Origin of the sequence: Paracraurococcus ruber (genome assembly GCF_004353985.1) — a bacterium.
In the GTDB taxonomy this organism is placed as follows: Bacteria; Pseudomonadota; Alphaproteobacteria; order Acetobacterales; family Acetobacteraceae; genus Paracraurococcus; species Paracraurococcus ruber.
This window is the reverse complement of the sequence record NZ_SMOA01000038.1, coordinates 1-23803: the sequence shown is the minus strand read 5'-3', so window position 1 is coordinate 23803 and position 23803 is coordinate 1. Positions and strand designations below refer to the sequence as shown.

The window sequence follows — 23803 nt, the reverse complement described above, 5'->3', positions numbered from 1 at the left end:
CCGATCAGGTGGAACCACATGATCGGGTGAAGATGCCCGTCGAATCAAAAGACTACAGCGGTTGCCGTGAGCCATGGCGAACGGAAAGCGCTCGGAATCAGAGCCCGAGGCGCTTGCGGAACGCTTCGTCCCGCATGGAGGCATCCTGCCCCGCCATGTCGTCCGCCGCCGCCGTGCAGAGATAGACCAGCCCCTGCACCGCCTCGGCCACCGGCGAAAGCTGCTCGCGCGGGATCTGGCTGATGACGTTCATCTTCGATGCCCGGATCTTCACCTGCATCTCGGTGTCGATGGTTCCCGGCGAGAAGCCGAAGGCGCGGATGCCCTTCGCCCCCGCCTCCAGCGCGATGGCGCGGGTGAACATCGCCAGCCCCGCCTTGCCGGAGCAATAGGCGCTCCAGCCCTCCAGCGGCCGATAGGCGGCGCCGGAGGAGACGTTGACGATCGTGCCGCCGCCCGCCGCGACCATCCCCGGCATGGCGACCCGCACGGCGTTGTAGGGCCCGACCAGGTTGACGGCGATGTTGCGCGCCCAGGCCTCGGGGTCCGACGCGGCGATCTCGGCGATCGGCTCGATCACGCCGGCATTGTTCACCAGGATGTCGAGCCCGCCGCAGCGCAGCCGCGCCTGGGCCACCAGCCGTTCCACCTGCGCGAAGTCGGCGACGTCGCAGGCCAGGGCGAAGGCGCGGCCGCCGGCGGCGGTGATCTCCGCCGCCACGCGCTCCACCGCCGCGACATCCCGCGCCGCCAGCATCACCGCCGCCCCCGCTTGCGCCAGCGCCCGCGCCACGCCCTCGCCCAGGCCGCGGCTGGCGCCGGTCACCAGCGCGGATTTTCCCTTCAACTGTGCCATCGGCTTCGCCCCCTTCTGTGGCCGGCATTCCAGGCGCGGCCCGCCGCCCGGTCAACCAGCCGGCCCGCCGCGCCACGGCGCCGCACCGGGCCGGCACCCGCACGCCGACGTGTCCCGGTGGCGGGTCGCACCCACTGCCGGGCGGGCGCATGATCCGCGTGCCGGGGCACCCCAAGCCGGACGCAACCCTTGCGCAACGACAGGTCGTTGCGGCCGGGTCCGTTGTGGGGCAAGCTTCGTGCGCCCGGAAGGGTGTGGGAGGAACAGAATGGGATTCGCGGCCGTCCGGCCTGACCTGGCGACAGGGCTTGGCCGGCATGCGCCCTCCCGCTGCCCGACAAGCATCCCCGCAACGAGGGAAACGTCCGCTTGAAGCCGACCGACATCCAGCAGCCGGATACCTTCCACAAGGTCGTCGATTGCCAGTGGGCCTGCCCCGCCCACACGCCGGTGCCCGAATACATCAGGCTGATCGCCGCGGGCCGGTACAGCGACGCCTACATGGTCAACTGGCACTCCAACGTCTTTCCCGGGATCCTCGGCCGCACCTGCGACCGCCCCTGCGAGCCGGCCTGCCGCCGCGGCCGGGTGGAGGAGGAGCCGGTCGCCATCTGCCGCCTGAAGCGCGTGGCGGCCGACAACAAGGCCGACATCCGCGGCCGGCTGACGCCGATTCCCGCCCAGGGCAACGGCAAGCGCGTGGCCTGCATCGGCGCCGGCCCGTCCAGCCTGACCGTCGCGCGCGACCTCGTCCCGCTGGGCTACGAGGTGCATGTCTATGACGGCGCGGCGCAGGGCGGCGGCTTCATCCGCAGCCAGATCCCGCGCTTCCGCCTGCCGGCCGAGGTGATCGACGAGGAGGTCGGCTACATCACCGACCGCGGCGGCGTCGTGACGCATTACGGCCAGCGCGTCGAAAGCCTGAAGGCGCTGCTGGACGAGGGCTTCGACGCGGTCTTCGTCGGGTCCGGCGCGCCGCGTGGGCGGGAGCTGGACGTGCCCGGCCGGGCCGAGGCCGCGGAGCACATCCACATCGGCATCGACTGGCTCTCCTCCGTCTCCTTCGGCCATGTCACGGAGGTGGGCAAGCGCGTCATCGTGCTGGGCGGCGGCAACACGGCGATGGATTGCTGCCGCAGCGCCCGCCGCCTGGGCGGCGAGGAGGTGACGGTCGTCGTCCGCTCCGGCTTCGAGGAGATGAAGGCCAGCCCCTGGGAGAAGGAGGATGCGCTGCGGGAAGGGATCCCGATCCGCAACTACCTCGTCCCCAAGCAGGTGCTGCACGACCAGGGCCGCCTGACCGGCATGGTGTTCGAGAAGGTCAGGGCGGAATACGACGCCAAGGGCCGCCGCAGCCTGGTGCCGGCCGGCGAGCCGGACGTGACCATCGCCGCCGACACGGTGCTGGTCGCCATCGGGCAGGAGAACGCCTTCCCCTGGATCGAGCGGGACCTCGGGCTGGAATTCAACAGGTGGGGCCTGCCCGTCCTGGACGAGGCGACGCACCAGTCCACGCTGCCGAAGGCCTTCTTCGGGGGCGATGCCGCCTTCGGGCCGAAGAACATCATCTGGGCGGTGGCGCATGGCCATGCCGCGGCCATCTCCATCGACCTCTTCTGCCGCGGTGAGGATGTGCGGAACCGGCCGCCGCCGGAAGCGCGCCTCATCTCGCAGAAGATGGGCATCCATGAATGGAGCTATGACAACGACGTCTCGCCGGACCTGCGGTTCAAGGTGCCGCATGCCCCGGACGAGGTGGCGCTGCGCGACATCACGCTGGAGGTCGAGCTCGGCTACGACCGGGAGATGGCCTTCAAGGAGGCCGAGCGCTGCCTGAACTGCGACGTGCAGACCGTGTTCAGCGCCAAGCTCTGCATCGAATGCGATGCCTGCGTCGACATCTGCCCAACCGACTGCATCACCTTCACCGCGAATGGCGAGGAAGCCGATCTGCGGCAGCGGCTGAAGGCGCCGGCGCTCAACCTCGACCAGGCGCTCTATGTCGCGGATGGCCTGAAGACCGGCCGCGTCATGGTGAAGGACGAGGATGTCTGCCTGCATTGCGGCATGTGCGCGGAACGCTGCCCGACCGGCGCCTGGGACATGCAGAAATTCATCCTCGAGGCCGCGAAATCCGTGCCGCCGGTGCACGCCGCGGCGGCGGAGTAGCCGAGATGCCCCGGAACGCGGTCAACGACTTCGTCGTCAAATTCGCCAATGTCAACGGCTCCGGCTCGGCCAGCGCCAACCAGCTGTTTGCCAAGTCGATCCTGCGCATGGGCATCCCCATCGCCAGCCGCAACATCTTCCCCAGCAACATCCAGGGCCTGCCCACCTGGTTCGAGGTGCGCGTCTCCGGCGAAGGCCATCTCGGCCGCCGCGGCGGCGTGGATCTGATGGTGGCGATGAACCCGCAGACCTGGGACCGCGACATCGCCGAGATCGATAGCGGCGGCTATCTGCTGTACGACAGCACGCGGCCCATGCCGGCCTCCCGCTTCCGGGACGACGTGCAGGTCATCGGCGTCCCGCTGACCCAGATCTGCAACACCGCCTATACCGACCCGCGGCAGCGGCAGCTTCTCAAGAACATCATGTATGTCGGCGCGCTGTCGGCCCTGCTGGGCATCGAGCCGGCGGTGATCGAGCAGCTGCTCGCCGAGCAGTACAAGGGCAAGGAGAAGCTGGCCAAGCCCAACCGCGACGCCTTCCACATGGGCCGCGACTGGGCGCTGCGGAACCTCGACTGCCCGCTCGGCCTCACGCTGCAGCGGGCGGATGCGGTCGGCGACCGCATCTATGTCGAAGGCAATGCGGCGGCCGCCCTCGGCGCGGTCTATGGCGGCGCGACGGTCTGCGCCTGGTACCCGATCACGCCCTCGACCTCCCTCGCCGAGGCCTTCGAGCGGCACTGCAAGCGCTTCCGCACCGATCCCAACACTGGCAAGAAGCGCTACGCCATCGTGCAGGCGGAGGACGAGCTTGCGTCCATCGGCGTGGTCATCGGCGCCGCCTGGAACGGCGCGCGGTCCTTCACCGCCACCTCCGGCCCCGGCATCTCCCTGATGCAGGAATTCGTCGGCCTGGCCTATTTCGCCGAGATCCCGGCGGTGATCTTCGACGTCCAGCGCGCCGGCCCGTCCACCGGCATGCCGACCCGCACCCAGCAATCCGACCTGCTGGCCGCCGCCTATGCCAGCCATGGCGACACCAAGCATGTGGTGCTGCTGCCCGAGGATCCGCGGGAATGTTTCGATTTCGGCGCCGCCAGCTTCGACCTGGCGGACCGGCTGCAGACCCCGGTCTTCGTCCTGCTCGACCTCGATATCGGCATGAATGACTGGCTGTGCGAGCCCTTCGCCTGGGACGACACAAGGCAGCTCGACCGCGGCAAGGTCATGTCGGCGGAGGAGTTGGAGGCCGGGCGCACCTTCGGCCGCTACCTGGACGTGGACGGGGACGGCATCCCCTTCCGCACCTATCCTGGCACGCATGCGCAGAAGGGCGCCTTCTTCACCCGCGGCACCAGCCGCGACCGCTTCGCCAAATACACCGAAGTGGGCAGCGCCTATGTCGACAACATGCAGCGGCTGCTGAAGAAGTTCGACACCGCGAAGTCCCTGGTGCCGCACCCGGTGGAACGCCACGCCGCCCAGCCGACGCGCACCGGCGTCCTCTACTACGGCAGCAGCAGCGCGGCGATGAAGGAAGCGCTCTCGGCGCTGGAAGCGGATGGCATCCATCTCGACGCCATGCGCATCCGTGCCTTCCCCTTCCATGACGACATCATGGACTTCATCGCCAGGCATGACCGGGTCTTCGTGGTGGAGCAGAACCGCGATGCCCAGCTGCGCACCCTGATCATGACGGAGGGGAATATCGACCCCGCCAAGCTGATCCCCGTCCTTCACTACGACGGCACGCCGATCACCGCCCGCTACATCCACGCGGCCATCGCCGACCGCGCCGCGGCGATGAAGGTCGTGCCCTTTGCCGGAGCCGCCGCGGAATGAGCTTCCTTCCCAAGCCCAAGCTGCACCACCCGAAGCTGCCGACCAACGATCTCGGCTTCACCCGGCGCGACTACGAAGGCGCCATCAGCACGCTCTGCGCCGGCTGCGGCCACGACTCGATATCGGCCGCCATCATCCAGGCCTGCTGGGAGCTGTCGATCGAGCCGCACCGCGTCGCCAAGATGAGCGGCATCGGCTGCTCCTCCAAGACGCCGGACTATTTCCTCGGCGCCTCGCACGGCTTCAACTCCGTGCATGGCCGCATGCCCAGCGTGCTGACCGGCGCCAACCTGGCAAACCGGGACTTGATCTATCTCGGCGTCTCCGGCGATGGCGACAGCGCCTCGATCGGCTTCGGCCAGTTCGCGCACAGCATCCGCCGCGCCGTGAACATGACCTATATCGTGGAGAACAACGGGGTCTATGGCCTGACCAAGGGGCAGTTCTCCGCCACCTCCGACAAGGGCTCCAAGGCCAAGAAGGGCACGGTCAACACCGACGAGCCGATCGACCTGGTCGGGATCGCGCTGCAGCTCGGCGCCAGCTATGTCGCCCGCAGCTTCTCCGGCGACAAGGCGCAGCTCGTGCCGCTGATCAAGGGCGCGCTGCGGCATCCGGGGCCCGCCTTCATCGACTGCATCAGCCCCTGCGTCGCCTTCAACAACCATGAAGGCTCCACGAAGTCCTACGACTTCGTGCGCGAGCACAACGAGGCGATGAACCAGCTCGACGTCATCCTGGGGCGGGATGCGATCACCACCGAATACGCGCCCGGCGAGGTGCGGGAGGTGACGCAGCACGATGGCAGCGTGCTGCGCCTGCGCAAGCTGCACAACCAGTACGACCCCACGGATCGCGTCGCGGCCATGCACCATCTGCACGAACGCAAGGCGGCGGGCGAGATCGTGACCGGGCTGCTCTTCATCGACCCCGACCCGCAGGACCTGCATGCGCATCTGGACACGGTCGCGGCGCCGCTGAACCGGCTGGGCACCGCGGATCTGGTGCCCGGGGCCGCGGCGCTGGCGAAGGTCAATGCGGCGCTGCGCTGACGCGGATCACCTGGTTTGCGGCGTCCAAAGTTGGCCGCCACTGTCGGCGCCCTTCGGTTCGGGCCACTCGCCGTTGTTTGCAGTGGCCTCCTGATCCGCGGAGTTCGCAGCCGGTGGCTGCGAACGCTGCGGGCAAGACACTGCAGCGGTTTCCGTTCGCCACGGCAGACGGCAACCACTCGAGCCACTTGAATCGACGAGCATCTTCATCCGATCAGGTGATCCAACCTGATCGTGATCGGCTCTGCAGGCCCCGAGATTGGGCGCCGGGGATCAGCTGGCTCGCCGAACGGCACCACCGCGGATGACGCGGCGCGGCATGGCGGGCGGGGCCAATGCCACTCCCACCGGCTCACAGCCTGGAGCGACGGACGACGTGACGCCACCGCCCGCGCGGCGGCGCTACCGGCACGCCGCCGCGATGCAGCCGGCGAAGCGTCAGCCCGTTCCTCGCGGCTGACGCGGGCGCGGGGTCAGCGCCGGGTGGAGCAACCGTCTCGGACGAAGGCGGCTTCCTGCGGGGTCAGGCGCTCGCCCTGCTGGAAGCGGTACAACGCCTGGGTGCAGGCACGATCGAACCGGGGCGCCGGCGCCGCAGCCTTGGGCGGCGCCTTGGGCGCGACCGGCGGCAGCGGCAGGCTGACGGCGACGGTCTCGACCGGGTCGTTCGCGGGCGGCGGCAGGGTTGCCGCGGGTTCGGGCACGACGGGGTCCGCCTGGGCCGGCGGCGCCGCCTCCGGCTCTGGCGGCATTGGCGAGGCCGGCAGCGGGACGGCTGCCGGCGCCAGGGCAACCACCGGCACCGGCATTGGCACCGGCTCGGGACGGGCGACGGCCTGGACCGGCGCAGGTGGCTCCGCAAGCGTGGCAGCCACGGGTGCCGCGGACACCATGGACGGGACGGCAGCGGGCGCTGCGGCCACCGTCACCGGCCGCGATTCGGAGAACAGGGCAGCACCGGCCGCCAGGCCCAGGGCGAAGGTGGCGAGGAAGCCGAGGGCGAGCATCGGGCCGCGCCGCTGCAGGCGGGGCGGCGGCAGGGGCTCCTCCCCGCCATCCTCCTCGAATGCCGGCTCGGCCTGCGCCGCGGTGCCCGGCACGTCCCATCCGCCATCCGTGGCCAGGGCCGCGCGCGCCGCCGCGATCCAGGCGGCACGGCCCGGCACGGTCAATGGCGGCAGTTCGGAAAAGCCCTCGGCCATGATGCCGGGCAGCGCCCGCCAGGCGGCAAGCTCGATCCGGCCGTGCCAGACCGGCAGGTAGCCGGGGAAGGCCGGCCAGAAATTCGCCGCGCTGAGCGCCCGCCGCAGGCGGCTTTCGGCATTGGGCGTCGCGTCCGGTGCCACATCCACCAGCGCCACGCCGGTCGCCGGATGCGCCAGGGCATAGCAGCCCGTGGGGTAGCTGGCCGGCCCGGCGGCGCCGATGCGGCAGCGGCCGAGCAACTCCCAGCCTTCCGGCAGGGCACGCAACAGCCCGATGGAACTGCCCGGCGGTTCGGGCGTCGCCACCGGCCAGGATCCTGTTGGATGCAGCCTCGCGTCCTCGTCCACCGCGTTTCCCCCGCTTCCCTCCTTTTGCTTTAGGCAACGGTGGGGCGGGGCGGCGGTTGCAATGCCGTGATTGCGAACGGTTCCCTTGAGGGTGTCTCCTGCGCGACGACATCGCCCGCCGGCATGATCGGCCGCGGCGAAGCGCGTGCCGCCGGCGCGCCCTGACCTGCCGCACATGCCTGGCACCTACGCGCGTGGCGTCCGCGCCCTACAGATCGGCGCGCCAGATCCAAAGGCCGGTGCCACCGGCCACCAGCGCGCCGAGCGCGAGCGGCAGCGCGCCCTCCGCCCCCAAATCGCGCGCCAGCGCGACCCACAGCACGAAGACACCGATGGCGACGGCGATGCCGCCGATCAGCGATGCGCGGGATGTCTTGATGCCGCCGCCATCCAGCGGCGTCAGCGCGGCCATGGGGCCTTACTCCGCCGGCAGGATGCGGGCGCGCGGCGTGCCGGCGCGCGGGTCGTCCAGCGTGTTCCGCACGCGCTTCAGGTCGCCGCGGACGAAGCGCGTCTCGTAGCCGTTCAGCAGGTGGCCCAGCAGACCGCGCTTCAGGTCGCTGGTGCCGAAGATCCAGTCTGCGATCGGATAGGTCAGGTTGAAATTCCGCTCCATCATGATCGCCGTGTTGTGGTGCGCGGCATGGTGCCGGCGGATGGTGTTGATGAAGGGGATGTGGCGGACCAGCCGGTCGTCCTTCACGTGGCAGCAGAAATGGAAGAACTCGTAGTTCAGGTACAGCGCGGTATTGGTGATCAGCAGCAGCCAGCCGGCATCCGGCAGGCCTGCGGCATTCAGCAGCAGCGCCGGGACCAGCGACATGGCCAGGAAGGTGATCAGCGCATAGGGTGGGAAGAAGACGATGCGGAAGTCGCGCGCATTGTCGATGGTGTACTCGTTCTCGGTGAAGAACTGGTGATGCGCCAGGGTATGCCGCTTGTAGATCCCCATCAGGCCCGGCAGCGGCCGGTGCATGACGTATTTGTGGATCCACCATTCGAAGATGTTGGCGGCCAGGAAGGCGGCGGGCACCACCAGCCATTCGTACCAGGCAGGGGCGGCGATCTGCCGCGCGCAGTACCAGATGGCAGCGCCACCGATCGCGTAGATCAACGCGACATGCGCCCAGCCATGGTAGAGCCGGCCGATCTTGGCGCGGAAATCCGCCCGGAAGGCCTGCTGCCGCCGCGACAGCCGTTCCCGCTTCAGGGCTGCCGTCGCATTGCCTGTCGTGCCGTCCATCACGGCGCCCTCCCGCCTAGGTATGGAACTGATATATCAGCCCGCCGGCGCGGCGGTCAACTCGGCCGCCCGGCCTCCAGCGTCGCGCGGGTGAAGGCCTCGATGTAGTCCAGCAGCGCGTCGGATGCCGCCGCGGCCGCATTCGCGTCCCCCGCCGCGACGGCGCGGGCCAGCGCCGCATGCTCGGCCGCCGCGGCCGGAAGCCCGGCCGGCCCGCGCCCGTGGATGAACCAGAAGCGGCGCGACAGGCCGTGCATCAGCGCCATGGCGGCAGCGGCGAACTCGTTCCGAGCGGCCTCCAGCACCAGCAGGTTCAGGGCCCGGTCGAGCCGCAGGAACTGCGTCGCGTCGCGCGAATCCGCCACCGCTTCCATCCCCGCGGCGATCTCGCGGAAGCGCGTCCGCTGCGCCTCATCGGCGCGCCGTGCGGCGGTGCGGGCGATCAGCCGTTCGATCTCGCGCCGCACCTCCAGCAGGCGAAGCTGTTCCCCGACATCCACGGCCGAGACGACGATGCCGCGCCGCGGCAGGATGCGCACCAGCCTCTCCCGCGCCAGGCGTTGCAGCGCTTCCCGCACCGGCGTGCGGCCGAAGCCCAGGCGCTGGGACAGCTGCGCCTCGCTCACCACCTCGCCCGGCGGGACGGCCAGCGTGACGATGGCTTCCTCGATGGCGCGATAGGCCTGTTCGGTCAGCGTCGCCTGGGCTTCGGGCGGTGCCCGGCGCCCGCGCAAGGTGGGGCCGGCGCGGCGGCGCGGCGACGAAGGTCGGGGCATGGTGCAGCCTTGGCGGGTAAGTTCAACTCAGCCAACCACCGTCCATTGACAGGTTGGCCAGGACTGGGTCACTCTCTGGGACGCGAGAGATATATCACTCGCGCACACAGAAAAGAGCCGAGTTTGGGGAGGGTTGGTGACGGGTCGCTTTGGCGGGGTCCGGCGGGTGTTCTGCACCCATACGGCCGGCCGATGCGACCCGTTCGCTGTTCAGGTCACGCGATCGCCGCCTCGATCTCCTCACTCGTCAGCAGCCATGCATTGTCTAGGTCGGCGACGACGCGGCGCATGAAGTCCTCGGTCAGCGCCAGCGCACGTTGCGGGTCGCCGAGGTGGTCGCACAGCAAGGCGAGCGCCAATTGCCGCGGCCCGTCGCCCTCATAGGTCCATTCGAATCCCATTGGCGAGAAGCGCTTCACGTCGAAGCGCGGGTCCAGCGGTGCGCCGTCCACCGTCACCTGCGCGCCGGCGAGGCCACGCCCGCCCTCATACACCTTCATCGAACACCACCACCGACCGGACGGCGTCGCCGCGCTTCAGCGCCGCGAAGCCCTCGTTGATCTGCTCAAGCGAAATGCGTGCCGTGATCAGGCTGTCCAGATCCAGCCGGCCGTCGATCCAGGCCTGCGCCATGGCCGGGAAATCCTCCGCCGGCCGTGCCCCGCCATAGCTGCTGCGGGTGATGCGCTTTTCCTGCATCAGCGCGCCCCAGCGGAAGGCGACATCCTCGTTCACCCCGACCTTGCCGAGCCAGACCACCTGCCCGCCCGGCCGCGTCGCCTCGACACTGGCACGGAACGCCGGGGGCACGCCGGCGGCCTCGATCACCACATCGGCGCCGCGGCCCGCCGTCAGGGATTTCGCCAGGGCCGCGGGATCCTCGGCGCGCGGATCGCACAGCGTGGCGGCGCCGGCGCGTTCCGCCATCGCCCGCCGCGCCGGGTTCGGATCCACGGCGATGATCCGCCCCGCACCGGCCAGCCGCGCGCCCTGGATGGCCGCCAGGCCGACCGCGCCGGCGCCGATCACCATCACCGTCGCGCCCCAGTCGATATCGGCAATATGGGTGGCCGCACCGAAGCCCGTCATCACCGCGCAGCCCAGCAGGCAGGCATGGTCCGGCGGGATTGCCCGCGGCACGCGCACCGCCTGCTGCGCCGGCACGACCGTGTATTCGCTGAAGCCGCCGAGATACATCAGCTGGTGCAGCGTGCCGCCATCGTCGCACTGCAACCGTGGCGTGCCGTCGAAATGCATGGATCGCGGACCATTCGCCAGGTAGCGCTCGCACAGGATCGGCTGCGCCCGCGCGCACTGGAAGCAGTGGCCGCAATGCGGGTTCCAGGACAGCACCACCGGATCGCCGACCGACAGGGACGTCACGCCATCGCCGAGTGCCGCCACCTCGCCCGCGACCTCATGCCCCAGCACCGCCGGCAGGCGGCAGGCCAGCTGGCCCTCGATCACCTCCAGATCCGTGTGGCAGAGCGAGGCGGCGCGGACGCGCACCAGCACGTCGCCGGCGGCGACGGGGCCGACCTGCACCCGCTCGATCGCCATGGGGCGGCCGACCTCGCGCAACACCGCCGCGCGGCATGCAAGACCCTGGTCCATTCGCTCACACCAGAAGCGGGGGAATAGCCCCCGCTCCCCCCTTCATGCCTGGGAGTCCTTCAGGAGCACTTCACCAGCCCGTCCACGGCGAGGCAGCCCCACTCGCCAGCGATCAGCGGGTTCGCCTCCGCCTCCTCGATCCGGTCGCCCGCCTCCGCCAGCAGGACGGAGAAGGCCGAGACGGCGCGGGCCACCGCCGCGATGTCCGCCTTCGGCGCGCCGCGGAATCCGTCCAGCAGCGGAAAGCCCTTCAGGCTGCGCAGCATCTGCTCCGCCCGTGCCGGCGTCACCGGCGCAATGTCCAGCGCCACGTCCTTCCACAATTCCGCCTGCACGCCGCCGGTCCCGACCAGGACCATGGGGCCGAACTGCCCGTCCCGCCGCCCGCCCAGGATCAGCTCGACACCCTTGCGCGCCATGGGCTGCACCAGCACGCCATCGACCCGTGCCTCTGGCGCATGCCGCCGCGCGCCGGCGACGATCTCGGCGAAGGCCGCGCGTACGGCCGCGGCATCGCCGAGGTGCAGCTTCACCCCGCCCACTTCGGTCTTGTGGGCGATGTCCGGGCTGTCGAGCTTGAGGACCACCGGGAAGCCCAGCGCCGCCGCCTGGTCCGCCGCCGCATCGGCCGTCGCGGCGCGCCGCTCCTCCGTCACCGGCACGCCGACGCGGGCGAACAGCGCCTTCGCCGCCGTCTCGGTCAGCACCGCGCCCTGGCCGGACAGGGCCGCCAGCGCGTCCCCTAGGCCCGCGGGACGCTCCGGCGCGCCCTGTTCCTCCCGTGCGTAGAATTCCTGCCAGAGCTGCACCGCCCGCATCAGCCGCCGCATGGAGCGGAACAGGATCAGCTCCGGCACGCTGTCGGCATGCACCGCGCCCGGGCCTTCCAGCTGTTCCGGGATCCAGGCGATCAGCAGCGGCTTGCCGAATTTCGCTGCATAGGGCCGCAGCGATTCCATGCGGCCTACGGTCGTCGCATGGTGGGAATAGACCTGCGGGATCACCGCGCAGCCATATTGCGGGTCCGACAGCATGGCCTCCATGCAGGCATCGTAGCTGGCCGGGTTGCTCGCCACCTGCGCCGTCAGGTCGCAGGGGTTGCGCGGCGCGCCGAAATCCGGGATGGCGGCGCGAAGGACCTTCTCCGTCTCGGGCAGCGGCTGCGGCATGTCGAGGCCCAGCGCCTCCGCATGGTCGGCCGCCATGATGCCGGCGCCGCCGGAAGGCGTGATGATGGCGACGCCCTTCGCCTTCGGCTGCGGCGCCTTGGCGAAGAGTCCCGCCGTCTCCAGCAGGGCGTCGAAATCCTCCACCTCCACCATGCCGGCGCGGCGGAAGGCGGCGGACCAGGCCAGCGCGCTGCCGGCCAGCGACCCGGTATGGGATGCCGCCGCCGCCGCCCCGGCATCGCCGCGGCCGAGCTTCAGCGCGACGATGGGCTTGCCGGCCTTGCGCGCCGCCTCCCCCAGCAGCAGCAGCCGCCTGCCGTCGCGCAGGCCTTCCACCGCCAGGGCGACCGCGCGGCATTCCGGCATGGAAAGCTGGTAGGCCGCGAGGTCGCAGACATCGAGGTCGGTCGCATTCCCCGCCGTGGTCATGTGGCAGACGGAGAAGCCGCGCTCCGCCGCCTGCATCAGCGCATAGCCCAGCGCGCCGGACTGGCTGGTGATGGCGACGCCGCCCGCGGGCGCCGTCATGCGCACATATTCCGGCATGAAGGTGACGCCGGCCTTCCGCACATGGTCCACCATGCCCAGGCAGTTCACGCCCAGCAGCGGCAGCCCCGCCTCGCGGCAGCGGGCCCGCAGCGCCTCTTCCTCGGCCACCCGCTCCGGCAGCCCGGTCTCGCCATAGCCGGACGCGAAGGCGATGATGCCGCCGGCGCCCTTGCGGATGCAGGCCTCCAACGCCGGCATGAGTTGCTCCCGCGGCAGGGCGATCAGCACGCAGTCGGGGCTGTCCGGGATCTCCTCCAGGCTCGCCAGGCAGGGGCGGCCATGCAATTGCTGCCCGGCATATTTCGGGTTCACGCCCCAGACCGGTCCGTCGAAGTTCACCAGGTTCGTCACGGTGCGGCCGCCGAAGCGCGTCGCCTCGGCCGAGACGCCGATGACCGCGACGCTGCGGGGGGAGAGCAGGCGACGGAGCGTCGCCGGGTCGCGCAGCGCTTCCGGTCCCGCCCCGCCGGACGGAGTCCGGGCCTCGACTGGCTGCTGCACGCTGTTCCTCCCCCAGTGTCGTCTTCGCCGCGAAGGGTAATCCGGGGCATCGGGGGGTCAACCCGGCGCCGGTCCTGCCGCCGCGGCACCGGCAGCCGCCATGGGACGGGGGACGGTCGCCCGACCGTCTCCATGGTTGACAGACCCCCACCGCATGACCCGATATAGATAGCTAGCGATCGAAATACGCCCTGGAGCGAGGAATGTCCGAGAGCGAGACCAAGCCGCTGCCCGCCAGCCTGGACGTCATCATCGTCGGCGCCGGCTTCGGCGGGATGTACATGCTGCATCGCCTGCGCGGGCTCGGCCTGTCCGCCCGCATCCTGGAAGGGGCGGATGGCGTCGGCGGCACCTGGTACTGGAACCGCTACCCCGGCGCCCGCTGCGACGTGGAGAGCATGCAGTACAGCTTCTCCTTCGACGAGGCGCTGCAGCAGGAATGGCAGTGGTCCGAGCGCTTCGCCGCCCAGCCGGAGATCCTGCGCTACGCCAACCATGTCGCCGACCGCTTCGACCTGCGCCGCGACATCCATTTCGAGACCCGCGTGGCCAGCGCCCGCTTCGACGAGGCCGCTTCGCGCTGGACCATCACCACCGACAAGGGCCAGGTCGTCTCCGCCCGCTTCTGCGTCATGGCGACGGGGTGCCTGTCCGCCGCCCGCCTGCCGGACATCCCGGGCATCCGCGACTACACCGGCGAGACCTACCACACCGGCTTCTGGCCGCATCGCAGGGTGGATTTCGCCGGGAAGCGGGTGGCCGTCATCGGCACCGGCTCCTCCGCCATCCAGGCCATTCCCGTCATCGCCGCGGAGGCGGCGCAGGTCACCGTTTTTCAGCGCACGCCCAACTTCTCCATCCCGTCCCGCAACGCGCCGATGGATGCGGAGTACGAGGGCTGGTGGAAGCGGGACTACCGCGAGAAGCGGCAGCAGGCGCGCATGATGCGCACCGGCATCCTCTACGCGCTCAACCCGCTCTCGGCGCTCGAAGTTTCGGAGGAGGAGCGCAACGCGGAATATGAGCGGCGCTGGACCAATGGCGGCACCGCCTTCATGGGCGCCTTCAGCGACCTGATCCTGAACAAGACGGCCAACGACACCGCCGCCGAATTCGTCCGGAACAAGATCCGCGCGACGGTCAAGGACCCCGCGACGGCCGAGGCGCTGGCGCCGAAGGATCACCCGATCGGCACCAAGCGCATCTGCGTGGATACGCATTACTACGAGACCTACAACCGGCCGAATGTCCGCCTGGTCAATCTGCGGCAGACGCCGATCGAGACGATCACCGCGACCGGCATCCGCACCAGCGCCGAGAGCCTGGAGTTCGACGCCATCGTCTTCGCCACCGGCTTCGACGCCATGACCGGCGCGCTGCTGAAGATCGACTTCGAGGGCCGCGGCGGTCGCCGCCTCTCGGCCGAATGGGAGCACGGGCCGCGCAGCTATCTCGGCCTGATGGTCGCGGGCTTCCCCAACCTCCTCACCATCACCGGGCCCGGCAGCCCCTCCGTGCTGTCGAACATGATCGTGTCCATCGAGCAGCATGTGGACTGGATCGCCGGCCTGCTCGGCGACATGCAGGCGCGCGGCCGGACCTGCGTCGAGGCGACCGACACGGCGCAGGAAGACTGGGTCAGGCACGGGGAGGAGGTGGCGAACCGCACGCTCTATCCCTCCGCCGCGTCCTGGTACATGGGCGCCAACATCCCGGGCAAGCCGCGCGTCTTCATGCCCTATATCGGCGGCGTCGGCGTGTACCGGGAGAAGTGCGACGAGATCGCCGCCGGCGGATACACCGGCTTCGCGTTCACGCCGGCGCGGGTGGCCGCCGCGGCCGAGTAGCGCCGTCGCCGCGGGCCCTGCCCTGCCGCAGCGCCGTTGGGGAGGGCCCCGCCCTCCCCTCGCATCGGCGGCAGCGCCGCCGATCCGCCAAGGGCCGAAAAGGCCCTTGGCGACCTCACGTCAGAACGCGATCCTTCCCGCCGCGCGCAGCGCCAGCAGAAGCGGGCCGAGATGCGCGGCATGGGTGACCAGGCCGCGCGGAATGCCCTCCAGCACCTCCGCCACCGGCAGCAGCACCGTCTGCATCTCCTCGCCGGCCTCGTGCTCAGGCACCCCGGCCTCCGCCGCATCCTCGGCAAGCACCACATGGATGCGGTTCGTGTTGTGCGCCGGGTCCGACCACAGGCTGCCGACCAGGCGCAGCCGCGTCGCCGCGAACCCCGTCTCCTCCCGCAACTCGCGCGCCGCGGTCACGCAGGGATCGCCATCCTCGGCATCCATCACGCCGCCCGGCGGCTCCAGCGACCAGGCCTTCGCCGCTTCCCGCCATTGCCGCACCAGCACCAGCTGGTCATCGGCGGTGAGCGTGATAGCCAGCACCCAGTCGGGGTAGTCCATCACCCAATAGGGGTCGAGGACGGCGCCGCGGCGCGTCGCCACCGCCTCGGCATCCAGGTTCAGGAACCGGTTGCGCACCACAGCGCGGGAGGAGACGACCCGCCAGGGCCGCGCCTCCTCCGGCACCGGGTCCAGGGTCCAGCCCTTGGCGCCGCTCACTCCGCCGCCTGCAGCTGCATCCGCTCGGCATAGGCCTCCAGCGGCGCGCAGGTGCAGACCAGGTTGCGGTCGCCATGGACATTGTCCACGCGCTTCACCGGTGGCCAGTACTTGTGCGCCCGGACGAAGGGCAGCGGGAAGGCCGCCTCCTCCCGCGTGTAGGCGTGGCGCCAATCGTCGGCCATCACCTCGGCCGCGGTGTGCGGCGCGTTCTTCAGCGGGTTGTCCGCCTTGTCCGCCCGCCCCTGCTCCACCGCCCGGATCTCGGCGCGGATGGCGATCATGGCGTCGCAGAAGCGGTCCAGTTCCTCCTTCGGCTCGGACTCGGTCGGCTCCACCATCAGCGTGCCCGCCACCGGCCAGGACATGGTCGGGGCATGGTAGCCATAGTCCTGCAGCCGCTTGGCGATGTCCTCCACCAGCACGCCGCCGCCCTGCTGGAAGCCGCGGCAGTCCAGGATGCATTCATGCGCCACCATGCCGCGCTTGCCGCGGTACAGCACGGGGTAATGCGCCTCCAGCCGCTTCGCCATGTAGTTGGCGCTGAGGATCGCCACGGCGGTCGCCCGCGTCAGCCCTTCCGCGCTCATCATGCGGATATAGGCGTAGGAGATGGGCAGGATGGCCGCGCTGCCGAAGGGCGCGGCCGAGACCGGGCCATAGCCCGTCGCCGGCCCCGCCTCCGCCAGCAGCGGGTGGTTCGGCAGGTGCGGCGCCAGATGCGCCGCGACGCCGATCGGGCCGACGCCCGGGCCGCCGCCGCCATGCGGGATGCAGAAGGTCTTGTGCAGGTTCAGGTGGCAGACATCGGCGCCGATGGCGGCCGGCGAGGTCAGGCCGACCTGCGCATTCATGTTGGCGCCGTCCATGTAGACCTGGCCGCCATGCGCATGCACGAGGTCGCAGATGGCGCGGATCTCCTCCTCGAACACGCCGTGCGTGCTGGGGTAGGTGACCATCAGCGCCGCCAGGCGGTCGGCATGCTGCCCGGCCTTCGCCTTCAGGTCGGCCAGGTCCACATTGCCGTCGCGGTCGCAGCCGACCACCACCACCTTCATCCCGGCCATCACCGCGCTGGCCGGGTTGGTGCCATGCGCGCTGGACGGGATCAGGCAGACATCGCGCTGCGCATCGCCCCGCGCCCGATGATACGCGCGGATCGCCAGCAGCCCGGCATATTCGCCCTGGCTGCCGGCATTCGGCTGCAGGGACACGGCGGCGAAGCCGGTGACGGCGCAAAGCCAGGATTCGAGCCGCCGGATCAGTTCGAGATACCCCTCTGCCTGGTCCGCCGGGGCGAAGGGATGAATGTCGGAAAAACCCGGGAAGGTCACGGGGATCATCTCCGCCGTGGCGTTCAGCTTCATCGTGCAGGACCCCAGCGGGATCATGCTGCGGTTCAGCGCGACGTCCTTCTCCTCCAGCCGCTTGAGGTAGCGGAGCATCGCGTGCTCGGAATGGTGGCTGTTGAAGACCTCGGCGGTGCAGAAGCCGCTGCGGCGCGCGAGCGCCGCGGGCAGGCCGCCTTCGGGCGACAGCCCGGCCAGGTCGCCGCCGCCGAGCAGGTCGGCGAGCGCGGCGAGGTCGTCCCGCGTCACCGTCTCGTCCAGCGCGATGCAGACCAGGTCGCCCTCGCGCCGCAGGTTGAAGCCGCGCGCCAGCGCGCCCTGCATCAGCGCCTCGGCGCGCTCGCCCGCCTCGATCGCGATGGTGTCGAAGAAGCCGCCGTGGCGCAGCGCGAAGCCGCCGCGCCGCGCCGCCGCGCCCAGCAGCCGCGCCTGCAGCGCCACCCGCCGGGCGATGCGCTTCAGCCCCTCCGGCCCATGCCACACGGCGTACATGCCGGCCATGACGGCCAGCAGCACCTGCGCCGTGCAGATGTTGCTCGTCGCCTTCTCGCGGCGGATATGCTGCTCCCGCGTCTGCAGGGCGAGGCGCATGGCGGGGTTGCCGGCGGCGTCGATCGAGACGCCGACCAGCCGCCCCGGCAGCAGCCGCTTATGCGCATCCTTCACCGCCATGTAGGCGGCATGCGGCCCGCCATAGCCCAGGGGCACGCCGAAGCGCTGGGTGGACCCGACAACGACATCGGCGCCCATCTCGCCGGGTGGCGTCAGCAGCGTCAGGGACAGCGGGTCGGCCGCGACGATGGCCAGGCCGCCGGCCGCATGCACCGCGGCGATCTCCGCCGTCAGGTCGCGCACCTCCCCGGTGGTTCCGGGGTATTGCAGCAGCACCGCGAAGGGTTTTTCAGCGTTGGCGCGCGCCACGATCTCGGCCGGCGGCGCGACCAGGACCTTGATGCCGACGGGTTCCGCCCGCACCCGCACCACGGCCAGCGTCTGCGGATGCAGGTCGGCCGCCACCAGCAGCGTGTCGCCCTTGCCCTTGTGCGCGGCATGCGCCAGCGCCACCGCCTCGGCCGCCGCCGTCGCCTCGTCCAGCAGGGACGCATTGGCCACCGGCAGGCCGGTGAGGTCGGCGACCATGGTCTGGAAATTCACCAGGGCTTCCAGCCGCCCCTGGGCGATCTCCGCCTGGTAGGGCGTGTAGGCGGTGTACCAGCCCGGATTCTCCAGCACGTTGCGCAGGATCACCGGCGGCACATGCGTCCCGTTGTAGCCAAGGCCGATCAGCGACTTGACGCGCCGGTTCCGCTCGGACAGCGCCCGCAATTCGGCGATCGCCTCGGCCTCGGTCGCCGGCGGCGGCAGGGCGGACAGGTCGGCGCCCGCGATCGCGGCCGGCACGGTGCGGCCGGCCAGCGCCTCCAGGCTCTCGGCGCCCACCACCTGCAGCATGGCCGTGATGTCGTCCGGCCCCGGCCCGATATGCCGGCGGGCGAATTCGCCGCGATCCTCCAGGGCTTCGAGTTCGGCCAGGATGCTCATGCCTGGCTCTCCACGAAGGCGGCATAGGCCTCGGCATCCATCATCGCCGCGATCTCGCCGGCGTCCTTCGGCTCGATCTTGAAGAACCAGCCCTCGCCGGTCGGGGCGCTGTTGATCAGGGCCGGGTTCTCGGCGAGCGCGGTGTTCACCTCCACCACTCGGCCGGCGATCGGCGCATAGACGTCGGACGCCGCCTTCACGCTCTCCACCACGGCGCAGGCCTCGCCCGCCGCGACCTCCCGCCCCACCTCGGGCAGGTCGACGAACACCACGTCGCCCAGCGCATTCTGCGCATGGTCGGTGATGCCGATGGTGGCGGCATCGCCGTCCTGGCGGACCCATTCATGATCCTTGGTGAACCTCAGCTCGGGCATCTCGGGGCTCTCCTGAAGGGGTGCGGCGCGTCAGCGCTTGTAGCGATTCGGGACGAAGGGGGTCGGGGCGACGCGGGCGGCCAGCGGCTTGCCGCGCACCAGCAATCCCAACGGCGTGCCGTCCCCGGCCTGGGCGCGGGCGACATAGCCCATGGCGACGGGGCCGTTGACGGAAGGGCCGAAGCCGCCGGAGGTCACCTCGCCGACCGGCGTGCCGTCGGCGGCCTGGATCGGGGTATGGGCGCGGGCGGGCTGCCGTCCCTCCGGCTTCAGGCCCACGCGCAGGCGCGCGGGGCCGTTCGCCAGTTCCTCCCGCACCCGCTCGGCGCCCGGGAAATTCCATTCCATCCGCCGCCGCTTGCCGATGGACCAGGTCAGCGCCGCCTCGACCGGGCTGGTCGTCTCGTCGATGTCGTTGCCATAGAGGCAGAGCCCGGCTTCCAGCCGCAGCGAATCCCGGGCGCCCAGGCCGGCCGGCTGCACGCCGGGCTGGGCCAGCAGCAGCCGCGCCAGCGCCTCCGCCCGGTCGGCGGCGACGCTGATCTCGTAGCCATCCTCCCCGGTGTAGCCGGACCGGGACGCCAGCACGGGGATCCCGCCGATCTCCGCCCGCGCCACCCCCATGAAGGAGAGCGCGGCGAGGCCGGGCGCCAGGGGGGCAATGGCCGCCTCCGCCGCCGGGCCCTGCAGCGCCAGCAGGGCCCGGTCGGCCAGGATGTTGAGCCGGAGGCCGGGCGGCAGCGCCGCCTCGACCAGGGCGAAATCCTCCGCCTTCCGGCTGGCATTCACCACCAGGAACAGCCGGTCGCCGAGATTGGCGACCATGCAGTCGTCGAAGATGCCGCCGGCCATGGTGGTCAGCAGGGCGTAGCGCTGGCGGTGCGGCTTCAGGCCCTGCAGGTCGGCCGGGGTCAGCTGCTCCAGCGCCGCCGCGGCGCCCTCGCCCAGGATCTCCGCCTGGCCCATATGGGACACGTCGAAGAGCGCGGCGCCGCTGCGGCACTGCAGGTGCTCGGCCATGATGCCGGCGGGGTACTGCACGGGCATGGCATAGCCCGCGAAGGGCACCATGCGGGCGCCCAGCGCCCGGTGCAGCCCCGCCAGGGGCGTCTCGAGAAGCGAATCGGAATCGGCCACGGGTCCCCCAGCCGCCAATGCGCGGCAATGGTTGCTAGTCCGTGGCCCCCCTCTGTCCCGTGACCTGAGAGATTCGGCCCCCTGGCTTCAGGGCCTTACTCCGTCGGTGCCGAAGCCTTGCGGCCGCGGGCTTTCCAGAGGTCCCTCCCCCACGCGGCCCTTCTGCCTGAGCGTTTCCGGGGGCCGGTTGCGCCTTCGGCGGAAGTCGCGCCCCTTGCCTGCGCCGGGGGCCGACTCCTCTCTCCCGCGCGGGATCTGCGGGTGGCGGGGGAGATACGCCAAACCACCCCCGAAGTCCATCGCGGCCGCCGGGGTCAGAGGAAGATCGCCCCGGCGGTGAGGCTGGCGACGCCGGCCAGCTGGATCTGGAGATCCGCCGCGCCGTCGCCATCCACATCCCCTTCCAGCACGCCGCCGGCGAAGCGGAGCTGTCCCGCGACGTTGGAGAAGGCGGCGGAGCCGAGCCAGGCGAAGGCCTGGTTGCCATCCACCAGGGTGTTGGCATCGATCTGCGCCAGGTCGATGCGGTCGCCCGCCGCGGCGCTGAAATCGGTGATCACGTCGCGGCCCGCACCGGCAGGGCTGTGGCCGACCGCGGTGAAGCGGAAGATATCACCGCCCAGGCCGCCCGTCAGGCTGTCGGCGCCGGCGCCGCCGATCAGGAGATCGTTGCCCGTGCCGCCGATCAGCGTATCGGCGAAGCTCGTCCCGGTGAAGGTCGTGTTCGTGGCGTTGCCGGCATTGCTCACGGTCCAGCCCGTGCCGCCGGTGGCGGCCCCGAGGTTCACCTTGAACCCGGCCGCGGTGATGCTCGCGGTGCCGGCATTGCTGGTGGCCGCGCTCGCCGTCCAGTTCGCTGCCAGCGTCGCGGCCACGCTGGCACCGGCCGACACCACCACCGTGTCGCTGCCACCCAGGGCGAGATCGCCGATGGTGTTGGCACCCGAGGTGATGGCGAAGCGATCGAGGCCCAGGCCGCCCATCAGGCTGTCATTGCCCGGCCCGCCGACCAGCGTATCGTTGCCGCTGCCGCCGATGAGCGTATCGGCGAAGGCGGAGCCGGTCAGGGCGGTCGCCGTGCCAGTGCCGGCATTGGACACGGTCCACCCGGTGCCGCCGCCCGCCGCCGCCAGGTTCACGCGGTAGCCCAGCGCGCTGATGCTGGCCGTGCCGGCATTGCTGGTGGCGGCGGTCGCCGTCCAGTTCGCCGCCAGGCTGGCGGTCACCGACCCGCTGGCGGAGACGACGACCGTGTCGTTGCCGCCCAGGCCAAGATCGCCGATCACGTCCAGCCCGGCGCCGATCACGAAGCGGTCCGCCCCGGTGCCGCCCGACAGGGTATCGTTGCCGGCGCCGCCATTCAGCGTATCGCCGGCGGTGCCACCCACCAGCACGTCGCCGAAGGCCGAGCCGGTCAGCGCGACGCCGGTCGCGCTGGCGGCATTGGTCAGGGTCCAGCCCTGGCCGCCGGTGGCATTCGTCAGGTTGGCCCAGAAGCCGTTGGCCAGGACGGTGCCGGTGCCGGCATTGCTGCTGGCGACGGTTGCCGTCCAATTCGCGGCCAGCGTGGCGGACGCGCTGCCGCCGGCCTGGACGATCAGCGTATCGTTGCCGCCCAGCCCCAGGTCGGTGACGCTGGACGCGCCGGCACCGACCACGAAACGGTCGAGGCCGAGGCCGCCGGTCAGCGTATCGCTGCCGCCGGCACCCTGCAGCGTATCGTTGCCGCCGCTGCCGCTCAGCAGGTTGGCATCGGCATCGCCTTCCAGGAAATCGGCGAAGCCGGAGCCGAGCAGGTTGTTGAAGCCGAGGATGGTGGCACCGCCGCCATCGCCGAAGACCTGGCCGCTGGTGAGGCTGGCGAAGACCGGCGAGCTGGCGGCAGCGAAGGTGACGGTCACCAGCTTGCCCGCGGTGTAGGTGCCCTCATCCGCCGCGAGATTCGCCACCGTGTCCGTCACGGCGGCATAGGTCAGCGTCCCGGTCGTCGCGGCATCGATCGCGGCGAGCTGGGCGATGGTTGCCGCGCCGGAGATCGCAACATCCTTGCCGGTGACGAAGGTGCCGGCGCCGCCATTGGTGGCCGCATCCGCGGCCAGGCTGGCGGCCGTATCGGCGACCGAGGCATAGTCGAGGGCCAACGTGGTCCGCGCCGCGATCACCTGCAGCTGCGCCACGGTCGGGATGTCGGTGACCGTGATGCCATAGGCATTGCCGCTGCCGGTCAGCGCCGCGAGCGTGGCCGCCGTGCCGGCGATGCTGGCCGTGACGACCCCGGTGGTCAGGGCGTCCAGCTGGTTCAGCTCGGCCACCGTCGCCGCATCGGTCACCGTCAGGGCATAGGCATTGCCGCTGCCCGTCAGGCCGAGAAGCTCCGTCACCGTGCCGCTGAGGCCGGCCGTCACGACACCGGAGGTCAGCGCATCGATCGCATTCAACTCGGTGACCGTCGGCGTCCCGAGCACGCTGATGGCCTTGCCCGCCAGGTACCCGGCAGCCGGGCCGGCGAGAAGGTTGCCGACGGTGTCCGCGACCGCGCTGTACCCGATGGTCCCGGTGGTCGCGGCGTCGATGGCCGTGAGCTCGGCGATGGTCGGGGTGTCGGTGATGGTGACGGCATAGGCATTGCCTGTGCCGGTCAGGGTGGCGAGGGCCGCCGCCGTGCCGCTGACCGCGCCGGTGACCACGCCCGTGGTCGCCGCGTCGATGCTGTTGGCCTGGGTGACGGTAGCCGTGTCGGTGATGGTCACCGGCTTGCCGGCCAGGTAGGTCGCCGCGCCACCCGCCGCCAGGTTGGCCGCCGTGTCGGACACCGACGCGTAGGTCAGCGTGCCCGTGGTCGCCGCGTCGATGGCTGTCAGCTGGACGATGGTCGGGGTGTCGGTGATGGTGACGGCATAGGCGTTGCCCGTGCCGGTCAGGGTGGCGAGGGCCGCCGCCGTGCCGCTGACCGCGCCGGTGACCACGCCCGTGGTCGCCGCGTCGATGCTGTTGGCCTGGGTGACGGTGGCTGTATCGGTGATGGTCACCGGCTTGCCGGCCAGGTAGGTCGCCGCGCCGCCCGCCGCCAGGTTCGCCGCCGTATCCGAGACCGACGCGTAGGTCAGCGTGCCCGTGGTCGCCGCGTCGATGGCCGTGAGCTGGGCGATGGTCGGGGTGTCGGTGATGGTGACCGTGTAGGCGTTGCCCGTGCCGGTCAGCCCGGCCAAGGTCGCCGCCGTGCCGCTGATGCTGGCCGTCACCACGCCGCTGGTCAGGGCGTCAATGGCATTCAGCTCGGCAACCGTCGCCGTGCCCTGCACGGTCACGTCCTTGCCGGCCAGGTAGGTCGCCGCGCCACCGGCCGTCAGGTTCGCCGCCGTGTCGGACACGGCCGTGTAGGTCAGGCTGCCGGTGGTCGCGGCGTCGATGGCCGTGAGCTCGGCGATGGTCGGGGTGTCGGTGATGGTGACGGCATAGGCATTGCCTGTGCCGGTCAGGGTGGCGAGGGCCGCCGCCGTGCCGCTGACCG

Annotated in this window: 17 protein-coding genes and 2 riboswitches; of the genes, 4 read left to right on the top strand and 13 right to left on the bottom strand. The window is 70.9% G+C overall.

The window, feature by feature from the left end; translation table 11 throughout:
- Window positions 1-97 precede the first annotated feature (97 nt).
- Window positions 98-856, bottom strand: coding sequence for an SDR family NAD(P)-dependent oxidoreductase (locus tag E2C05_RS09960; RefSeq protein ID WP_133219471.1), 759 nt, complete (start codon window positions 854-856; stop codon window positions 98-100).
- 369 nt (window positions 857-1225) lie between these two features.
- Between E2C05_RS09960 and E2C05_RS09955 the strand changes: the two genes are divergently transcribed.
- Genes E2C05_RS09955 through E2C05_RS09945 form a run of 3 tightly spaced genes read left to right on the top strand, consistent with a single transcriptional unit; the run spans window position 1226 to window position 5921 of the window.
- Complete coding sequence (locus E2C05_RS09955; protein WP_133219470.1) at window positions 1226-3025, top strand: FAD-dependent oxidoreductase; 1800 nt, start codon at window positions 1226-1228, stop codon at window positions 3023-3025.
- Window positions 3026-3030: 5 nt separating this feature from the next.
- Complete coding sequence (locus tag E2C05_RS09950) at window positions 3031-4869, top strand: 2-oxoacid:acceptor oxidoreductase subunit alpha (RefSeq protein ID WP_133219469.1); 1839 nt, start codon at window positions 3031-3033, stop codon at window positions 4867-4869.
- Window positions 4866-5921 carry a 2-oxoacid:ferredoxin oxidoreductase subunit beta gene (locus E2C05_RS09945; protein WP_133219468.1) on the top strand — a complete coding sequence of 352 codons (1056 nt, stop codon included), beginning with the start codon at window positions 4866-4868 and terminating at the stop codon, window positions 5919-5921. Before E2C05_RS09950 ends, E2C05_RS09945 begins: the two co-directional genes overlap by 4 nt.
- A 473-nt stretch (window positions 5922-6394) precedes the next feature.
- Here E2C05_RS09945 and E2C05_RS09940 read toward each other — a convergent pair whose 3' ends face one another.
- The 7 genes from E2C05_RS09940 to E2C05_RS09910 form a co-directional block, all read right to left on the bottom strand.
- Window positions 6395-7432 (bottom strand): hypothetical protein, encoded by a 1038-nt coding sequence (locus E2C05_RS09940; protein ID WP_133219467.1) that lies wholly within the window; start codon window positions 7430-7432, stop codon window positions 6395-6397.
- 250 nt (window positions 7433-7682) lie between these two features.
- Entirely contained in the window at window positions 7683-7886 is a 204-nt protein-coding gene (locus E2C05_RS09935; RefSeq protein ID WP_133219466.1) for a hypothetical protein, read from the bottom strand.
- A 6-nt stretch (window positions 7887-7892) separates the two neighbouring features.
- A complete protein-coding gene (locus E2C05_RS09930) occupies window positions 7893-8717 on the bottom strand; it encodes a sterol desaturase family protein (RefSeq protein WP_133219465.1) in 825 nt (274 codons plus the stop codon).
- A gap of 56 nt (window positions 8718-8773) precedes the next feature.
- The gene (locus tag E2C05_RS09925; protein WP_133219464.1) at window positions 8774-9493 is read right to left on the bottom strand and encodes a GntR family transcriptional regulator; all 720 of its coding nucleotides are present in this window, start codon (window positions 9491-9493) and stop codon (window positions 8774-8776) included.
- Window positions 9494-9708: 215 nt separating this feature from the next.
- Window positions 9709-9993: a DUF6166 domain-containing protein gene (locus E2C05_RS09920; protein ID WP_133219463.1), complete on the bottom strand. Its 285-nt coding sequence runs from the start codon at window positions 9991-9993 to the stop codon at window positions 9709-9711.
- Complete coding sequence (locus E2C05_RS09915; protein ID WP_205082774.1) at window positions 9980-11077, bottom strand: zinc-binding dehydrogenase; 1098 nt, start codon at window positions 11075-11077, stop codon at window positions 9980-9982. The genes E2C05_RS09920 and E2C05_RS09915 overlap by 14 nt, the downstream gene beginning before the upstream one ends.
- Window positions 11078-11166: 89 nt before the next feature.
- Window positions 11167-13326: an acetate--CoA ligase family protein gene (locus E2C05_RS09910; RefSeq protein WP_133219461.1), complete on the bottom strand. Its 2160-nt coding sequence runs from the start codon at window positions 13324-13326 to the stop codon at window positions 11167-11169.
- 203 nt (window positions 13327-13529) lie between these two features.
- On the opposite strand from E2C05_RS09910, the gene E2C05_RS09905 reads away from it, so the two are divergent.
- Window positions 13530-15173 carry a flavin-containing monooxygenase gene (locus E2C05_RS09905; RefSeq protein WP_133219460.1) on the top strand — a complete coding sequence of 548 codons (1644 nt, stop codon included), beginning with the start codon at window positions 13530-13532 and terminating at the stop codon, window positions 15171-15173.
- Window positions 15174-15293: 120 nt separating this feature from the next.
- Here E2C05_RS09905 and E2C05_RS09900 read toward each other — a convergent pair whose 3' ends face one another.
- The 5 genes from E2C05_RS09900 to E2C05_RS09880 all read right to left on the bottom strand — a co-directional run.
- The gene (locus E2C05_RS09900) at window positions 15294-15890 is read right to left on the bottom strand and encodes an NUDIX hydrolase (RefSeq protein ID WP_133219459.1); all 597 of its coding nucleotides are present in this window, start codon (window positions 15888-15890) and stop codon (window positions 15294-15296) included.
- Window positions 15887-18781, bottom strand: a complete 2895-nt coding sequence (gene gcvP / locus E2C05_RS09895) for an aminomethyl-transferring glycine dehydrogenase (protein WP_133219458.1) — start codon at window positions 18779-18781, stop codon at window positions 15887-15889. Before gcvP ends, E2C05_RS09900 begins: the two co-directional genes overlap by 4 nt.
- A complete protein-coding gene (gene gcvH / locus E2C05_RS09890) occupies window positions 18778-19155 on the bottom strand; it encodes a glycine cleavage system protein GcvH (protein ID WP_133219457.1) in 378 nt (125 codons plus the stop codon). Before gcvH ends, gcvP begins: the two co-directional genes overlap by 4 nt.
- 30 nt (window positions 19156-19185) lie before the next feature.
- Window positions 19186-20292 carry a glycine cleavage system aminomethyltransferase GcvT gene (gene gcvT / locus E2C05_RS09885; RefSeq protein WP_133219456.1) on the bottom strand — a complete coding sequence of 369 codons (1107 nt, stop codon included), beginning with the start codon at window positions 20290-20292 and terminating at the stop codon, window positions 19186-19188.
- A 42-nt stretch (window positions 20293-20334) separates the two neighbouring features.
- A riboswitch (glycine riboswitch) is annotated at window positions 20335-20436 on the bottom strand.
- A riboswitch (glycine riboswitch) is annotated at window positions 20437-20549 on the bottom strand. It abuts the riboswitch before it with no gap.
- Window positions 20550-20606: 57 nt separating this feature from the next.
- A partial coding sequence (locus E2C05_RS09880) for a beta strand repeat-containing protein (protein WP_133219455.1) occupies window positions 20607-23803 on the bottom strand: 3197 nt, incomplete at its 5' end.

Excerpts from the sequence above, each read along its gene's own strand:
- E2C05_RS09960 (WP_133219471.1), bottom strand. The coding sequence starts at position 856 with ATGGCACAGTTGAAGGGAAAATCCGCGCTGGTGACCGGCGCCAGCCGC.
- E2C05_RS09950 (WP_133219469.1), top strand. The coding sequence starts at position 3,031 with ATGCCCCGGAACGCGGTCAACGACTTCGTCGTCAAATTCGCCAATGTC.
- E2C05_RS09945 (WP_133219468.1), top strand. The coding sequence starts at position 4,866 with ATGAGCTTCCTTCCCAAGCCCAAGCTGCACCACCCGAAGCTGCCGACC.
- E2C05_RS09935 (WP_133219466.1), bottom strand. The coding sequence starts at position 7,886 with ATGGCCGCGCTGACGCCGCTGGATGGCGGCGGCATCAAGACATCCCGC.
- E2C05_RS09930 (WP_133219465.1), bottom strand. The coding sequence starts at position 8,717 with ATGGACGGCACGACAGGCAATGCGACGGCAGCCCTGAAGCGGGAACGG.
- E2C05_RS09925 (WP_133219464.1), bottom strand. The coding sequence starts at position 9,493 with ATGCCCCGACCTTCGTCGCCGCGCCGCCGCGCCGGCCCCACCTTGCGC.
- E2C05_RS09920 (WP_133219463.1), bottom strand. The coding sequence starts at position 9,993 with ATGAAGGTGTATGAGGGCGGGCGTGGCCTCGCCGGCGCGCAGGTGACG.
- E2C05_RS09905 (WP_133219460.1), top strand. The coding sequence starts at position 13,530 with ATGTCCGAGAGCGAGACCAAGCCGCTGCCCGCCAGCCTGGACGTCATC.
- gcvP (WP_133219458.1), bottom strand. The coding sequence starts at position 18,781 with ATGAGCATCCTGGCCGAACTCGAAGCCCTGGAGGATCGCGGCGAATTC.
- gcvH (WP_133219457.1), bottom strand. The coding sequence starts at position 19,155 with ATGCCCGAGCTGAGGTTCACCAAGGATCATGAATGGGTCCGCCAGGAC.